15 protein-coding genes are annotated in these 15,715 nt (G+C 64.7%); 6 read left to right on the forward strand and 9 right to left on the reverse strand.

Going from position 1 to position 15,715, the window contains the following annotated elements:
- Window positions 1-89 precede the first annotated feature (89 nt).
- Window positions 90-1,148, forward strand: coding sequence for a carbon-nitrogen hydrolase family protein (locus G8O24_RS19320; RefSeq protein WP_188102015.1), 1,059 nt, complete (start codon window positions 90-92; stop codon window positions 1,146-1,148).
- Between the two features lie 12 nt (window positions 1,149-1,160).
- Here the strand turns inward: G8O24_RS19320 and G8O24_RS19325 are convergent, their stop codons facing one another.
- The 6 genes from G8O24_RS19325 to G8O24_RS19350 all read right to left on the reverse strand — a co-directional run bounded on the left by G8O24_RS19325 (window position 1,161) and on the right by G8O24_RS19350 (window position 7,866).
- Window positions 1,161-1,652, reverse strand: a complete 492-nt coding sequence (locus G8O24_RS19325) for a septal ring lytic transglycosylase RlpA family protein (RefSeq protein ID WP_188102017.1) — start codon at window positions 1,650-1,652, stop codon at window positions 1,161-1,163.
- Between the two features lie 317 nt (window positions 1,653-1,969).
- The gene (locus tag G8O24_RS19330; RefSeq protein WP_188102019.1) at window positions 1,970-3,184 is read right to left on the reverse strand and encodes an acyl-CoA dehydrogenase family protein; all 1,215 of its coding nucleotides are present in this window, start codon (window positions 3,182-3,184) and stop codon (window positions 1,970-1,972) included.
- A 152-nt stretch (window positions 3,185-3,336) separates the two neighbouring features.
- Window positions 3,337-4,548, reverse strand: a complete 1,212-nt coding sequence (locus G8O24_RS19335) for an ABC transporter substrate-binding protein (RefSeq protein WP_188102021.1) — start codon at window positions 4,546-4,548, stop codon at window positions 3,337-3,339.
- 146 nt (window positions 4,549-4,694) lie between these two features.
- Complete coding sequence (locus G8O24_RS19340) at window positions 4,695-5,270, reverse strand: HdeD family acid-resistance protein (protein WP_188102023.1); 576 nt, start codon at window positions 5,268-5,270, stop codon at window positions 4,695-4,697.
- Between the two features lie 102 nt (window positions 5,271-5,372).
- Window positions 5,373-6,896 (reverse strand): FAD-dependent oxidoreductase, encoded by a 1,524-nt coding sequence (locus G8O24_RS19345; protein ID WP_188102025.1) that lies wholly within the window; start codon window positions 6,894-6,896, stop codon window positions 5,373-5,375.
- Between the two features lie 79 nt (window positions 6,897-6,975).
- Window positions 6,976-7,866, reverse strand: coding sequence for an alpha/beta fold hydrolase (locus G8O24_RS19350; protein ID WP_188102026.1), 891 nt, complete (start codon window positions 7,864-7,866; stop codon window positions 6,976-6,978).
- Window positions 7,867-7,964: 98 nt separating this feature from the next.
- Between G8O24_RS19350 and G8O24_RS19355 the strand changes: the two genes are divergently transcribed.
- Window positions 7,965-8,297, forward strand: coding sequence for a hypothetical protein (locus G8O24_RS19355; protein WP_188102027.1), 333 nt, complete (start codon window positions 7,965-7,967; stop codon window positions 8,295-8,297).
- A gap of 9 nt (window positions 8,298-8,306) precedes the next feature.
- On the opposite strand, the gene G8O24_RS19360 is transcribed toward G8O24_RS19355, so the two are convergent.
- Complete coding sequence (locus G8O24_RS19360; protein ID WP_188102029.1) at window positions 8,307-10,388, reverse strand: putative bifunctional diguanylate cyclase/phosphodiesterase; 2,082 nt, start codon at window positions 10,386-10,388, stop codon at window positions 8,307-8,309.
- 456 nt (window positions 10,389-10,844) lie between these two features.
- On the opposite strand from G8O24_RS19360, the gene G8O24_RS19365 reads away from it, so the two are divergent.
- The 4 genes from G8O24_RS19365 (at window position 10,845) to G8O24_RS19380 (ending at window position 14,269) form a co-directional block, all read left to right on the forward strand.
- Entirely contained in the window at window positions 10,845-11,396 is a 552-nt protein-coding gene (locus G8O24_RS19365) for a sigma-70 family RNA polymerase sigma factor (protein ID WP_188102031.1), read from the forward strand.
- A gap of 1 nt (window position 11,397) precedes the next feature.
- Window positions 11,398-12,051, forward strand: coding sequence for a ChrR family anti-sigma-E factor (locus G8O24_RS19370; protein ID WP_188102033.1), 654 nt, complete (start codon window positions 11,398-11,400; stop codon window positions 12,049-12,051).
- A gap of 68 nt (window positions 12,052-12,119) precedes the next feature.
- The gene (locus G8O24_RS19375) at window positions 12,120-12,722 is read left to right on the forward strand and encodes a sigma-70 family RNA polymerase sigma factor (RefSeq protein ID WP_188102034.1); all 603 of its coding nucleotides are present in this window, start codon (window positions 12,120-12,122) and stop codon (window positions 12,720-12,722) included.
- A gap of 8 nt (window positions 12,723-12,730) precedes the next feature.
- Complete coding sequence (locus G8O24_RS19380) at window positions 12,731-14,269, forward strand: cryptochrome/photolyase family protein (protein ID WP_188102036.1); 1,539 nt, start codon at window positions 12,731-12,733, stop codon at window positions 14,267-14,269.
- Window positions 14,270-14,277: 8 nt separating this feature from the next.
- On the opposite strand, the gene G8O24_RS19385 is transcribed toward G8O24_RS19380, so the two are convergent.
- Window positions 14,278-14,733, reverse strand: coding sequence for a TspO/MBR family protein (locus tag G8O24_RS19385; RefSeq protein ID WP_188102037.1), 456 nt, complete (start codon window positions 14,731-14,733; stop codon window positions 14,278-14,280).
- A gap of 69 nt (window positions 14,734-14,802) precedes the next feature.
- On the reverse strand, window positions 14,803-15,630 hold the full coding sequence (locus tag G8O24_RS19390) for an HD domain-containing protein (protein ID WP_188102039.1): 828 nt from the start codon (window positions 15,628-15,630) through the stop codon (window positions 14,803-14,805).
- Window positions 15,631-15,715 lie beyond the last annotated feature (85 nt).

Raw genomic sequence — 15,715 nt, forward strand, 5'->3', positions numbered from 1 at the left:
CTCTGCAACCGGCCTTGCGATAATTCCTATGCACACGATCGAATGGGCGATGATACCGGACCGGTCGATCAGAACGCCAGGAAGATCCCATGCTCCCCCGTTTCAAGGCCGCCGCAATCCACGCCGCACCCGTCTTTCTCGACCGCACTGCAACCACGGAGAAGGCCATCTCGATCATCCGCGAGGCCGCCAGGGCCGGCGCGGAGCTGATCGCCTTTCCCGAGACCTACATCCCGGCCTTTCCGGTCTGGGCCGCACTCTGGGCACCGATCGACAACCATGATTTGTTCGTTCGCATGGCCGAGCAATCGGTCCTGATCGACGGCCCGGAGGTCGCGCGGCTGCGGGCCGAAGCACGCTCGCTCGGCGTCACCGTCTCGGTCGGCATCAGCGAACGCTCCCCGGTCAGTGCCGGCGGATTGTGGAATTCGAACCTGCTGATCGGGGACGACGGCGAGATCCTCGTGCATCACCGCAAGCTGGTGCCGACGTTTTACGAAAAGCTGGTCTGGGCCTCGGGTGACGGCGCCGGCCTCAAGGTGGCGGAGGCGCGGCTCGGCCGGATCGGATGTCTCATCTGCGGCGAGAACACCAATCCGCTCGCCCGCTTTGCCCTGATGGCCCAGGGCGAGCAGGTACACATCTCGAGCTGGCCGCCGATGTGGCCGACGCGCAGGCCGAGCGGCGGCGGCAACTTCAACAATGTCGCGGCCAACCGCATCCGCGCCAGCGCGCATTCGTTTGAGGCCAAGGCGTTCGGGATCGTCACCGCCGGATATATGGATGCGCCGATGCGGGCCTTCCTGATCGCGCGGGATCCCAGCGTCGCCGACGTGATCGACCAGACCCCGCGCGCGGCGAGCTTCTTCGTCGATCCGACAGGCGAGGCCTTCGGCGACACGTTCCAGGACGAGGAAGGCATCGCCTACGCAGACATCGATCTCAACAAATGCGTCGAGCCGAAGCAATTCCACGACGTCGTCGGCTACTACAACCGGTTCGACATATTCGACCTGTCGATCGATCGGACGCGGCTCGTTCCGGCGAACTTTTCCGACGAGGCGGCACGGCCGCCGGCCGGCGCCGCGCTGCCACCGACCGATCACGTCAAAGTCGGAGACGGGCCGCTGTCGTCTCGCAACGCGTGAGCCGCCATATCGTCAGCCGACCGGCCCCGCCGTCCAATCGTCGCCGGACAGCGGCCTGACCGTGACGTCGGGGATAACGCCGAGCTCCATGCTCGGATCGAAATGGCGCATGGTCCGCTCGTTGAGATCGATGATGCGGCCGGGTCTCAGCGGTCCGACGTCGTTGATCTTGACGATGACCTTCTTGCCGACGGCCTCGACGAGCGCGAATTTCGGTCGCGCGCCGAATTGGACGCCACCAAATTTCTGGCGCAGGCTCGTCTTGATCGCGGCAGTCCACCTCTCGGGATCGTAACGTTCGCCAGACGCTGTTTTCGGGCCGCCCTCCTCCTTGCCGGGCTTGAACGGATTATACGTGGATGCCGCGCCGACGATCGCCCCCTCACAGGCGGCCTCCACGACGGCGCTTGATTGAACCCCACTTGCTTCACTACGGGCGACGCCGGCAGACACGGCAAGCGCAGTCAGGGCGCCGCAGATCGCGGCGCTCGAGCGGAACATCATTCCTTCTCCTTTGATTTTTCGTCCGGTTCCCGATGCGGCAGACCATGGCAAAGCGAACGCGTCAGCGTTTTCGGGCTTGCGCCAGTCTTTTGCGGATTCGAGCCCACCCCTGGGCTCAAGGAACCGTCGCGGGAACCAGAGCGATTCCCGCCTCGTGCTTTCGTTGTCGCCGTCTAAGACAGAGATTGAGTCAGCAGCATGACCCGTGGAGTTACGGTGTCTCGATCCCTCGCGCGCTCAGCGCTGCGTCATGTCCGTGAAAACCGCAGATGGCACGGAACTGGGGATCCGTCTGCAACGGGAGGTACGAGCCTCGCTTATCCCATCACCCCGCCGTGCTTGATCAGCTCCTTGCCGACGGCTGCGAGGTGCACCTGATCCGGTCCATCGCCGATGCGGATGAAGCGGGCATAGACATAGGCGCGCGCGAGGAACGTATCCTGCGAGACGCCAGCGGCGCCGTGGATCTGGATGGCGCGATCGATGACGCGCGCGGCCATGCTCGGCACCACGATCTTGGCGGCCGCGATCAGGTCGCGCGCGGCCTTGTTGCCGTCGCGATCCATCTTGTCGGCGGCTTGCAGCGTGAGCAGCCGCGCCTGCGCGATCTCGCAGAAGGAGTGCGCGATGTCCTCGCGCACCGAGCCCTGCTCGGCGAGCGGCTTGCCGAAGGCGACGCGCGACACCGCCCGCTGGCACATCAATTCCAGCGCGCGCTGGGCGCAGCCGATCAGCCGCATGCAATGGTGGATGCGGCCGGGGCCGAGCCGGCCCTGCGCGATCTCGAAGCCGCGCCCCTCTCCAAGCAGCATGTTCTCGGCGGGCACGCGGACATTGTCGTAGACGATCTCGGGATGGCCGACCGGGGCGTCGTCATAACCAAAGGTGAGCATGTCCCTGAGGATGCGCACGCCGGGCGTTGCTCGCGGCACCAGGATCATGGACTGCTGGCGATGACGATCGGGATCATCGGGGGCGGTCTTGCCCATCACGATCAGGATCTCGCAATCCTCGTTCATCGCGCCCGAGGTGAACCATTTGCGGCCGTTGATGACATAGTCGTCGCCGTCGCGCCGGATCGCACACTGGATGTTGGTGGCATCGCTGGAGGCGACCTGCGGCTCGGTCATCGAGAAGCCGGAGCGGATGCGCCCTTCCAGCAGCGGCTTCAGCCAGCGCTCCTGCTGTGCGGGCGTGCCGTAGTTCGCCAGCACCTCCATGTTGCCGACATCGGGTGCCGAGCAATTGAAAACCTCGGGCGCCCAGAGGATGCGGCCCATGATCTCCTTCACGGGCGCATATTCGAGGTTGGTCAATCCGGGACCATGCTCGCCGGAGAGAAACAGATTCCAGAGCCCCTGCTTCTGCGCCAGCCGCTTCAGGTCCTGCAGCACCGGCGGCGTCCTGTGGCGCGCGGCTTCCGGCTTCACCTGCTCGTAATAGAGCTCCTCGACCGGCTCGACATGCACGCGCATGAACTGGCGGACGCGCTCCTGCAGCTCCAGCGAACGGGCGGAGTGTTGAAAGTCCATCTTTGATCCTCCCGCTCGTCGACCATGACGCCGGTCTCGTAGGGTGGGCAAAGCGTAGCGTGCCCACGTTTTCTCTCGATCATCTACAGATGGTGGGCACGGCGCAGGAGCGCCTTTGCCCACCCTACGAGTCCGAATTCGCGGAGAGCCCCTCACGTCCCCTTGAGCAACTCGCTCGCCACGACCCAGTCGTTGCCGTCGAACTGGAGCATATAGCCGTCCTTGATCGGGCGGAAATCCTGCGGCGTGGTGTTGAGCGTGATGCCGGGCAGCAGCAGCGACAGCGGCACGTTCTTCAGGTTCGAGGCCTGCGCCATGATGTTCTCGCGCGTCAGATCGTCCCTGCACTGCTTCAGCACCACCACCAGCGCCTCGGCGACCGTGTAGCCATAGAGCGCGGCGACGTTGTTGATGTCGGCATTGGGCAGGCGCCGCTTCATGAAGTCGATATAGGCCGACATCGCCGGGTCGTCCTTCGGCTCCGCGGTGAACGGCTTCAGCGAGCCGAGCGAGAGCACGCCCTTGCCGGCATCGAGGCCGGCCGGCGCCATCACGGTCGCCTTGTTGGCGCAGCCGCTAGCGAGGAAGCGGGTCGGCTGCCAGCCGACCTCGTGCGCCTTTCGGATCGCCTGCGCGCAGGCGCGCGGCGTCACCGAATAGATCATGAAGACGTCGGCCTTGGTGTTGGCGAGCGTCAGCACCTGGGAATCGACGGTGGGGTCGGCGACCTCGAAGCTCGACGCCATCGCGATCGCCTTGTCGGCGTCAGCGCCGAGCGCCTCCTTCACGCCGCGAAAGTATTCCTTGCCGGCGTCGTCGTTCTGGTAGAGCACGGCGAAGCGCGCGTTCGGATTCCTGGCGCGGGCATAGGCGACATCGATCGCGGCCTCGCTGGTGTAGTTCGGCGCCCAGGGCAGCGCCATCGACCACGGCATGTTGGCGGGATCGTTCCACTTCGAGGCCGAGCTGATCAGAAAGAGCTGCGGCACCTTGTTGGCGTTGAGATATTTTGCGATCGCCGAGCTCGGCGCCGTGCCCATGGTCGCGAAGATGAAGGCAACGCCCTCGCCCTCGACCAGCCGCCGCGCCGCCTCCATGGTTTTCGGCGGCGAAAAGGCGTCGTCGAGCGAAAGCAGGTTGAGCTTGCGGCCGCCAATGCCGCCCTTCTCGTTGATCTCGTCGAAATAGGCCGCGAGCACCCGGCCGGTGATGCCGAGCGGGGAAGCCGGCCCGCTATAGGGCATGGTGTTGCCGATCTTGATCTCGGTGTCGGTAACCCCTGGACCATAGGATTTTTGTGCGGAAGCAGGCGTGGACAGACAGGCGGCAGCGAGCGCTGCGGCCAGGGCCAAAGCGGCTTTCATGGTTTCTCCCCGGAGCTTATCGTCCGCGCGAAGCGATCACGCGGCGCGCTGCCTTTTGCCAGCGCATCAGCTCAGCCGAGTTCCGCAACAGGGTCTTGCGTCGAGTTGCTGATGGGCCTTGCGCCGTCCCTGTCACCCAACCGTGTCTAACGGCGCCGCCGCAAGCTCAGGCCGAGGCTCACCCAGCCGGCGCCCGCCATGATCAGGTCGATGCCGAGGAACAGGCCGAGAATGTAGACGCTGTTGACAGGCCAGCGCGCCACGATCAACAGGCCGAGCAGCAGCGTGATGGCGCCCGACAGCGCCACCCACACCCACGGGCTCTCGCGCTTCATGCTGAAGGCGAGAAACAGCCTGACGGCGCCGGACGCGATCAGCGATGCGCCGAGGAACAGCGTCAACAGGACTGCCGCGAACAGCGGGTTGTCGAAGGTGAGGATGCCGGCGATGACGTAGAGCACGCCGAGCAGCACCCAGACCAGGAACTTGCCCCAGCTCTTCATCTGGAAGGCGCCGATGATCTCGGCGGCGCCCGCGACGATCATCATGGCGCCGACCACAATCACGCTTGCGACCGTCGCCATCACCACGCTGCCGAGCGCGACGAAGCCGGCGATCAGGTAGACGATGCCAAGCGCGACGATCCAGCCCCACTTGCCATGCAGCGCCGCGATGCCGGAGCCCAGGCCGTGATGGGAAGAGGTATCCGAAGCAGACGTCATGACGCATCTCCTGCATTTGATGCCCCAGAGCACATCCGAGGATAGCACGGCGCCAGAGCCACTGCAGCAGATCAGCCCGGCGGGCGCCGGCGTTGACGCAGATCAAGCGCGCGACCGCTCCATGTCGAGTTCGGCCTTGAGACTATCGAGATCGCGATAGATCGAGGCGACCGCGAGCACGCGGCCATCCTTGCGGTACTTCAGCAGGCAATCCCTGTCCTTGATGCTGCCATCGGTCGCGATGTCGTCGAAACTCTCGGCATGGCCGACATAGTTGATCGGCACGTCGTAATGCTGGCTCCAGAAGAACGGCACGGCGTCGAAGCGCTGGCGCCTGCCGAGCATGTTGCGCGCCGCGGTCTGACCCTGCCGCTCCGCGACCACCCAATGCTCGACGCGGATGGTCTGCCGCGAATGCGGGTCGGGCCAGCGCGCGATGTCGCCGGCGGCAAAGATGCCGGCAACGCTGGTCTCGAGATATTCGCTGACGCTGACGCCACGATCGGCCGCAAGCCCGGCGTGCTCGGCGAGCGCAAGGCGCGGCCTGACGCCGATGCCGATCACGACCAGATCGGCCTCGATCACGGCGCCGCTCTTCAGCGTGGCTTTGAAGCCGTCGAGCTTCTCCACGGTGTCCTCGAGGTGGAAGTTGACACCGTTCTCTTCGTGCAGCGCGCGGATGAAGTCGCCCATCTCGGGCCCCAGCACCTTCTGCATCGGCCGCTGCTCGGGCGCGACCACGTGCACCTCGATCTTGCGCGCCCGCAAGGACGCAGCGACCTCGAGCCCAATGAAGCTCGCACCGATCACCAGCGCGCGCCTGGCGCTGCCCGCGGCCTTGATGATGGCGCGGCTGTCGGCGACGGAGCGCAGGGTATAGACATGCGGCTGATCGGCACCTGATATCTGGAGCTTCACCGGCTCGGCGCCGGTGGCGAGCAGAAGACGGTCGAACGGCAGCTTGTCGCCATTGCCGAGCGTCACGCTGCGCGTCTTCGGGTCGATCGCCGCAACGTTGGTGTTGAGCCTGAGATCGATGCCGGAGTCCCGATAATCATCCTCGCCACGCAGCGGCAGCCAATCCTCCGGCGCGTTGCCGGCGAGATAGTCCTTGGAGAGATTGGGCCGGTCGACCGGCATCGCACCGTCATTGCTGAGCATGGTGATGCCACCGGCAAAGCCCTCGCGGCGCAGGGTCTCGGCTGCCGCGAAGCCGGCCGCGCCGCCGCCGACGATGACGAATTTTTCGGGCGTCGGGGCGCTGCGATGAGCTGACGGCGGTTCGGGCGCCTCCCGCTTGCGCGCAACGATGATCCTGTCCCGATCGCGCGTGACATCCCACACCGCCAGCGCGTTCAGCGCCGGCGGACGCGTGGCTTCACCCGTGCGCAAGGCGAAGCAGGCGTGATGCCAGGGGCAGCGGATGGTGTCGCCGACCACGAGCCCTTCGGCGAGCGGACCGTGGTAGTGGCTGCACAGCGGCTCGATCGCAAAAATCTCGCCCCCGGCCTCGACCAGCAGGACGTCATCCTCGCCGACATGGCCAAGCAATTTGCCGTCCTTGAACGCGGCCAGCGTCACGCCGCTGGCGAGATCGGGCCCGCTTGGCTTCTTGTCCTCGGTCATGGTCACCTCCCAGCCAGCTCGACATGCAGCTCAGGATTGGACGACGGCGACCGCGAAAAGTTCCCGCGACCCGCGAAATTCAGGACGCCGCTCTGCGCACGTCCAGCACGGCCTGCGCCCATTCCGCCGGCCGCTCCTGCGGCAGATTGTGACCGGCCCCGACGAAGACGCGCCGCTGGAAAAAGCCCTCGAACTTGTTCGCATGATGCGCGGTGCCGGAATTGACGCCGTCGCTGTCACCGTCGATCGCGATGGTCGGAACACGCACCGGCGGCTGCGTGGCGAGCTTCGCCTCGATCGCGGCGTAAGCGGGATCGCCTTCGACTAGCGCGTAGCGGTGGCGATAGGAGTGGATCACGATTTCGACGAAATCGGGGTTGTCGAAGGACACCGCGCTCGTCTCGAACGTCGCATCGTCGAAGTGCCATGTCGGCGACCACATCGACCAGAGCTGGCGGGCAAAGCCGCGGCGATCGCGCTCCAGCGCGCGGCGGCCGCGCTCGTTGTGGAACAGGTATTGGTACCACAGCGCCGCCTCTTCCGGCGGCGATGCCGGCTCCATCGCGCGCGCGATGTTCTGGATGTTGTAGGAATTGCCGGAGATGAGCCCCACGACGCGCTCCGGATGCAGCACCGAAACCACACAGGCCGCGCGGCCGCCCCAATCGTAGCCGCCGACGACGGCGCGTTCGATCTTGAGCGCATCCATGAAGGCCAGCAGATCGGCGCCGAGCGCCGCCTGCTCGCCGGAACGCAGTCGCTCAGCGGAGCGGAACCGCGTCGGCCCGTAGCCGCGCAGCCACGGCACCAGCACCCGTGCGCCCGCCTCCGCCAGGATCGGCGCGGCCTCGGCATAGGCGTTCACGTCATAGGGAAAACCGTGGCCCATGATGCAGGGCCAGCCATCCGCTGCGCCGTAGTCGAGATAGGCAATCTCCAGGACATCGGTCGTGACGGATTTGTATTGCATGCTGCGCACTCGGCCTGTCGCCTGAGCCTATATCTTGCCCATCGGTGATCCAACCCTTTTTGCCCATCGTTCCTGCAGCATCACAGTCGAGGTGCAGCATGGTCTATGTCTCGATGACCGGCTTCCGCCCGCACGGCATCGCGCAGTTGCCAAGGTTCTGGTGGCGAACGCTGCAGTCGCTGGCGCAGGCGCGCCGTGCCTCCGGAGTTGTCGCGGTCGAAGCGAGGGTCGTCGCCGGAACTTATCACACGCTGACGGCATGGTCCGATCTCGTCAGCATGCGCAGCTTCGTTGCGAGCGGCGCGCACCTGAAGGCCATGAAGAACTTCCGGAAGCTCGGGACCGGCAGGATCTTCGGCTATGCTCCGGACCAGCTTCCGGATTGGGACACTGTCTACGAGCTCTGGACGCGGCACGGCCGAGAGGTTTGAGCGGCCGGCTCAGGCCGCCTCGATCGTCATCGCCGCCTCGCGCATCTCGGTCGCGGGTGGTCTTGACGCCTTCTCGTCATCGATCATGCGGTTCACGATCTCGACCGGCATCGGTCGGCCGAACAGATAGCCCTGCACGCTGCTGCAGCCCTCTTCGCGCAGGAAATCGAGGTGGCGCGTGGTCTCGACGCCCTCGGCCAACACGGGAATATTGAGGCTGCGGCCGAGCAGCAGCGTCGCCTTGACGATCGCGGCAGCATGCGCACTGGTCTCGACCGCTTGAATGAAGCTCTTGTCGACCTTGATCTTGTCGAATGGAAACGCCTGCAGCGTCGAGAGCGACGAATAGCCGGTCCCGAAATCGTCCATGGCCACGGTGACGCCGATCGATTTCAATGCCAGAACGACCTGCAACGCGTGCTGACGGTCGGCGATGATGCCGCTTTCCGTGAGCTCGATCTCGAGTCGCGACGGCGCCAGACCCGTCTGCTTCAGGATCTCGGCCACGCGCCGCGGCAGATCGTGGTTGAGTTGCATCGGTGCGACGTTGACCGCGACCTTGAACGGCAGGCGCCATTGCGCGGCGGTGATGCAGGCTGTCCGCATCACCCAGTCGCCGATCTCGATGATCAGCCCGGTCTCCTCGGCGATCGGAATGAAGGCATCGGGAGGAATGCGCCCCTTCTGCGGATGATTCCAGCGGATCAGTGCCTCGAAGCCGACGATGCCGCCGGAGACGGTATCGTTCTGGACCTGATAGTGCAATTCGAGTTCGTCGCCGGCGAGCGCGCGCTTGAGATCGATCGCGAGCTCGGCGCGAATGCGGCTCGCCTCGTCCATCGACGGCTCATAGGTGCAGATCTTGCCCCGGCCGAGGCTCTTGGCGCGATACATCGCAAGATCAGCACGCTGGACGAGAAGATCGCCGACCTGCCCGTGCTCCGGAAACAAGGCGACGCCGATGCTGCAACCGACCGCGAGGGTCTGGTTCTGCCATTCGACCGGATCGAGCACGATGTTGCGCAGGCGCTCGGCAAACTTGATCGCCTCGCCGCGGGCGAACACGTCGCTCTTGACGGCGACGAATTCGTCGCCGCCGGTGCGAGCCAGAAACTCTCCCGGCTGCAACTGTCCGGCAATGCGCCGGGCGACCTGCTGCAACAGATGGTCGCCGCCGACATGGCCGTGGACGTCGTTGATGTCCTTGAAGCGGTCGAGATCGATTGCCAGGACGACGACGCGCGCGGTGTCATCACCGCCGCCGGCGAGAAGATCGTGCAGCCGCTGCACGAGACCGTTGCGGTTCGGCAGACCGGTCAAGGGATCATGCATCGCCAAATGCTTGAAACTCTCGGTCGCCTCGTTGGCGGCCTGCAGATCGATCGCATAGGCAGAGGCTGCCATCGCCATCATCAGGCTGATACCGACAACGACGCTGGTGATCATGAACGTATCCGACAGCGTCTGCGGCGGCACCGCGAGGTCCGACACCGGATACAACGACACCGCGGCCATGCCCGCGAAATGCAGCGACACGATCGCCAGGATCATGGCGAGCGCGCCGCCGTATTTGCAGAAGCGCGTGATCGGTCGCGCAATGCGGTTGGCAGCCACCGCGCCGAAGCCGACCGCGAAGACGACGGAGAGCGCGACGAGCGGATAATTCCAGCCGACCAGGCCGGGGATTTCGACCGCGGCCATGCCGGTATAATGCATCGCAGCAATGCCGAGGCCGAAGATCGCGCCGCCCCCTTCGATCGCGGGCCCGAGCCGGGTTCGGGTGGTGATGTAGAAGCCGACCCAGGCGAAGATGACCGCAGCCAGCAGCGAAGCGAAGGTCAGCCCGGGCTCGAAATTGCGCGCGAGCTGTGACTGGTATCCCAGCATTGCGGCAAAATGCGTGGTCCACACGGTGGCACCAGCCACGAGGCCTGACAAGAACAGGAGATTGAACCGCCGCGCCCCGGTGTTGCGCCGGACGCGCGCGAGGAGCCGCATGGATAGGAGCGACCCCAACACGCAGACGAGCACCGCGACCGCGACGTAGCGCAGATCGTGCTGGCTGGGCAGACAGGTCAGGGCATTCCACATGCGAAATTTTTCTCCCGGAAGCAGGTACGAGGCGGGGTCGCAATTGGATCAGGGCCGATTCAGAAAGGGTTAGCGGCGTCTAAAGACGCGTCGTCCAGGCGAGGACGGCACGGCCAATTGCCATGCCGCGACTTAAGCGCCGGTATAGGAAGGCGGAATCGGAACGACAGACGCGTTTGGACGATGAACAAACGGTTTGTGTTGGCCTCAGCTTTGCTGCGAGCGGGAACCGTGGCCGATCGCAGGCTTGCCGCGGCTCAACGGGACCCGTAAAACAAGCCGGTTCTGGAGTGATCTGGATGGCGAGGCCCGTCGTTATGGATGGGACATGTTATCAGAGGCTCCATGACGACCGGTCTTCGCGCTGTGAGCAGGCCCCTATGGCGCAGCAAGCCTGCGGCGGCTCCCCGGCGGGACCGGCCCCGAGGATTCCCAGGCGAAAGGCCCAAGGTCACAGTGGAATGGGCTGAATTGATCGGACGCGTTGCGGCCCATGGCGACAGGCACGCGTTCAAGCTGTTGTTCGAGCATTTTGCGCCGCGCGTGAAGGGGTTCCTGGTCAAGACCGGGATGAACGCCGACGCCGCGGAGGAGATCGCGCAGAACACGCTGCTGACGGTGTGGCGAAAGGCGGCCCAGTTCGACCCCGGAACGGCAGGCGCGGCGGCATGGATCTTCACCATCGCGCGCAATCTGCGCATCGATTCCGCCAGGGCTGCGGCGCGGCAGGCCAGGGCTCTGGACAAGGAAGCGGCGAGCGCCGAACCGGATGAAACGCCTGATGTCGCGGACTCGCCGGAGACCATGATGGTCAGGCGCGACGACGTCTCGCGCGTGTCGTCCGCGCTGCTGCAATTGTCGGACGAGCAATCCACCGTGATCCGGCTGTCGTTTATCGAGGAGCAGCCGCACGGCGAGATCGCCGAGCGGCTCGGCATCCCACTCGGGACCGTCAAGTCCCGCATCAGGCTCGCCATGGCGCGGCTCAAAGATCTCTTGGACGATTGACATGACCATCAACCATCATCCCCCTGAAGATCTGCTGGCGGATTTTGCCGCAGCCCGGCTCGACGAAGCGGACCGTCTCGTCATCGGCGTCCATGCCGCGCAATGCTCGCGCTGCCAGCGTTTCATCGCCGCGATCGAGCAGCTTGCGGGCGCCGCGCTCGAACAGGCCGCTCCGATCGCCATGGCGGAGGATGCATTCGCGACCATCATGGCTGCGATCGACGAGCCGGAGACCGCGTCAACGCCGGCGCCGACCTCTTCGCAAGCAGTGCCGCTGCTCGACGACGACCTTCCCGAGATCCTGCTCCGCTGCAGGTTCGGCAAGAGCCGGCGCGTGGCGCCGGGCGTCAAGATGCAACCGATCATCCTGCCCGGCGCCGACACCTCGCGCGCGTTCCTGCTCTGGTCGGCGCCCGGCACGCGCATGCTGGAGCATTCGCATACCGGCACGGAGCTCACCCTGGTGCTCAAGGGCAGCTTCAGCCATCAGGGCGGCGATTACCGGCCGGGCGATTTCGATTTCGGCGATGGCGAGGTCGATCATCAGCCGATCGTCGGCGGCGACATGCCATGCCTGTGCCTTGTCGCCATGAGCGGGGATCTGCAGATGCACGGCTGGCTTGGCCGGCTGATCTCGCCCTTCGTGCGGCTTTGAGCGCTGCCATGTGATCCAGTCGCGCCGCCCGATCGTTCTCCTGGCATGAGATGCTGGAGGACGAGCGAATGAGCTGCGGCAGACGGACGGCCCGGGATCCGATGATCGAGCGCCTGAGCGATCTGCTCGCCCGCGTCGGGCGCGGCGACCAGCGTGCCTTCGCCGAACTTTTCGCCGCAACGCGCAGCAAGCTGCGCAAGACCGCGCGCCCGATCGCGCCTGACAACGCTGACCTCGACGACCTGCTCCAGGACGCGTATCTGAAGATCTGGAAGCATGCCGCTCACTTCGACCCAGTCCGTTCCTCACCGATCACCTGGATGTGCGCGATCATGCGCAACACCGCGATCGACGCTGTCAGGCTCAAGCAGGTGCCGACGGCAGAACTCGATGAAGCGCTGGCGGTGCCCGACACCGCGGCGACCGAAGACGCATTCGACTACGACCTCGCCCAGCCGATCGCGGCCCGCGCCATTCAGAGGCTTCCCGATCAGCGCCGGCAGTTGCTGTCGCGGGCCTATCTTGAAGGCGAAAGCCGTTTGATGCTGGCGCAGCGCTTCGGCGTTCCGGTCGGCACGATCAAGACATGGCTGCGGCGGACGGTCGTCTCGCTGCGCGAGGAATGCCTCGCCTGCACTCCAAATGTGGTCGCAAACCTACCTCATCCGTGAGCCGGCGGATGGCCCGATCCGGCGAGCCGGAGCAAGAGGTGGGGAATCTGGTGCTGGTGCTCGGCGACCAGCTCGACCTCGATAGCGCCGCGTTCGACGGCTTCGATCCCAGCCGGGACGTTGTGCTGCAAATGGAGGTCATGGAAGAGACCTGCTACATCCCGCAGCACAAGAAGCGCATCGCTTACTTCCTCGCATCGATGCGGCATTTCAAGGATGAACTCGCCGCACGCGGGCGGCGCGTCCATTATGTCGAGATCGACGCCCCCGAAAACACTGGCCGCTTCGAAACCGAGATCGCACGCGCTCAGCAGATGTTCAGGCCGGCGCGCACGATCGTCGTCGAGCCGGGCGACTGGCGGGTGGCCGAAAAGCTGCGCCGGTTGGTCCAGCCGCCGGAGTTCCGCAGCGACCGCCATTTCCTCTGTTCGCGCGACGAATTCGCGACGTTCGCCGAGCGGCACCCCCGGCCGATCCTGGAAACGTTCTATCGCGCCATGCGGCGGAAGACCGGCTTGCTGATGGATCGCGAGGGGCACCCGATCGGCGGCGCCTGGAATTTCGATGCCGAGAATCGCAAATCATTCGGCAAATATAGCCCGCCACTCCCGGCTCGGCCGACCCATGCGCCGGACACAATTACGGCGGGGGTGCTGCGGCTCGTCGCCCGGCGTTTCGCCGACAGCCCCGGCAAGCTCGACGATTTCAACTTGCCGGTCACGCGTGGCCAAGCGCTGACCCAATTGGACGACTTCGTCGCAAATCGCCTGCCTCTGTTCGGAACCTATCAGGACGCGATGCGCTCCGGCGAGCCGTTCCTCTACCACTCGGTTCTGTCAGGACCGCTCAATCTGCACCAGCTGCGCCCGCTGGAGGTCGTCCAATCGGCTCTGCGAAGCAGGTCCGCGCCATTGAATGCGTTGGAAGGATTTTTGCGTCAGATCATCGGATGGCGAGAATTCGTGCGCGGCATCTATTGGCAGCGCATGCCGAACTATGCCGAAGAAAACGCGCTCGGCGCCGAACTTCCAATGCCAAGCTTCTACTGGACCGGCGAGACCGAGATGCGCTGTCTCGCCGAGGCGATCGGCCATACCATCGACCATGCCTACGCCCACCACATCGAGCGATTGATGGTCCTCGGCCTGTTCGCCATGCTGCTCGGCGTAAGGCCCTACGATGTTCATCGCTGGCACATGTCGATGTTCTGGGACGCGATCGACTGGGTCTCGCTGCCGAACACGCTCGGTATGAGCCAGCATGGTGATGGCGGGATCGTCGGTACGAAGCCCTACGCGGCGTCGGGCAACTACATCAACCGCATGAGCGATCACTGCCGGTATTGCCGCTTCGATCCCAAGCAGGCCACCGGCGAGAACGCCTGCCCCTTCACGACGCTGTACTGGAATTTTTTGGACAAGCACCGCAAACGCTTCGCCGGCAACGGACGCATGAAGAACCAATACGCCAATCTCGATCGTAAAGACGGTTCGGAGCTGGGCGCGATACGGCGGCAGGCTGCGAAGATCATGGCAGCCGCGACCTGACGGCCTGCTCAATTGAGAATGAAAATGCTGGCATTGAGCAGGGTCGCGAATGCGACCCAGGCAAAATATGGAACGAACAACAGTGCCGCCGTCCGGTCCGTCGGCCAGCACGCGACGATGAAGCCGACAATCGCCAGCAGCATCGCGACAATGATGCCGAGTGCGAGGCCGGTGCGATGCCAGGTGAAGAAGATCGGCGACCAGGCGAAGTTGAGCAGCATCTGCACGATCCAGAGCAGCATGGCGACGCCGTAGGGTGCCTGCTGCCATATCCGCGCGCCGGCCAGCGCGATCAGGAGGTAAATGACGGACCATACCGGGGCGAAAACCCAGTTCGGCGGGTTGAACGGCGGCTTCACCAGGCCAGCGTACCAGGGGCCCGGCAGGTTCGTGCTTCCGATCGCGCAGCCGACGCCGAGCACGACGAGAACGAAAACGATGGGAGCCGTCAAAGTCGTCCGCATAGCTGCATGACCGCGTGAAAAGGACTTCTGCCCTGTCTCAACGCGGGATCAGCAGATTTGGATCACGTCTTACTTCTGCGGGCCCGACAGCGAGATGTCGCGCTCGGCGCGGAAGACGTTGCTGTAGAGATTGGCGATCCACTGCCGGCCGATCTCGGTCTTGTTGAGATAGCCGATCTCGGTCTGGATGTGCGGTGCAACGCTATTCCAGTAGAATTGCGGATAGCGGTTGACGATGTCGGCGGGCGAGTCGTAGCCGAGTTGGCGGTTCATGCCGACCTCCTCGAACTCGTAATAGAGCGCGTTGGCCTTGCGCAGATAATTGGGATCGCCGAGCTGCCCGATGAAGTCGGCGGCGCGCAGGATCGAGGCCTCATGGTCGTACTCCTGGCCCTCGCGGGCCGGAAAGCGCGTCCCCTCGATGGCACGGGCGACACGCTCGCTGTCGACGCCACGAATCGGCGGCAGCCGGCGCCGCACGAACAGCTTCGAGCGGTCGACATGGTACATCATCAGACTGGCATCGGATGCGCCGCGCGGCAGCGACACCTTGGTGCCGGCCTCATCGATAATGAAACCGTCTTCGTCATCTTCCGGGAAAAGGCCGCGGACATAGCCGATGTCGTGCGCAAGACAGGCGATCAGGATATGGAGGTAATCTTCCGCCGCAAGGTGCGCATGAAGATTGCGTCCGGAAAGGATGGCCTGAGCCGCCAGAGTGACCAACATCGTATGCTCGATGTTGTGGTACAGCGCGTCGCTGTTGCCGATACATTCCATTGCCGTGCGCGTCGACCCCTCGAGCACCCTGGCAGAGACGTCGTCGTACCGGCGACGCATGAACGTACCCAGCATCTTCTCCAGGGTTTCCGCCGCCAGTCGCGGTAACGTCATCATGGATGCAGCCCCGTCTGTCGGTGGTGTCCCACGGTAACTCCCGACGCTTCATTTTCGTCCTCGACGCAAGCTCAGCATAGCCCAA

The sequence above is a fragment of the Bradyrhizobium campsiandrae genome, from assembly GCF_014529705.1.
GTDB classification, from domain to species: domain Bacteria; phylum Pseudomonadota; class Alphaproteobacteria; order Rhizobiales; family Xanthobacteraceae; genus Bradyrhizobium; species Bradyrhizobium campsiandrae.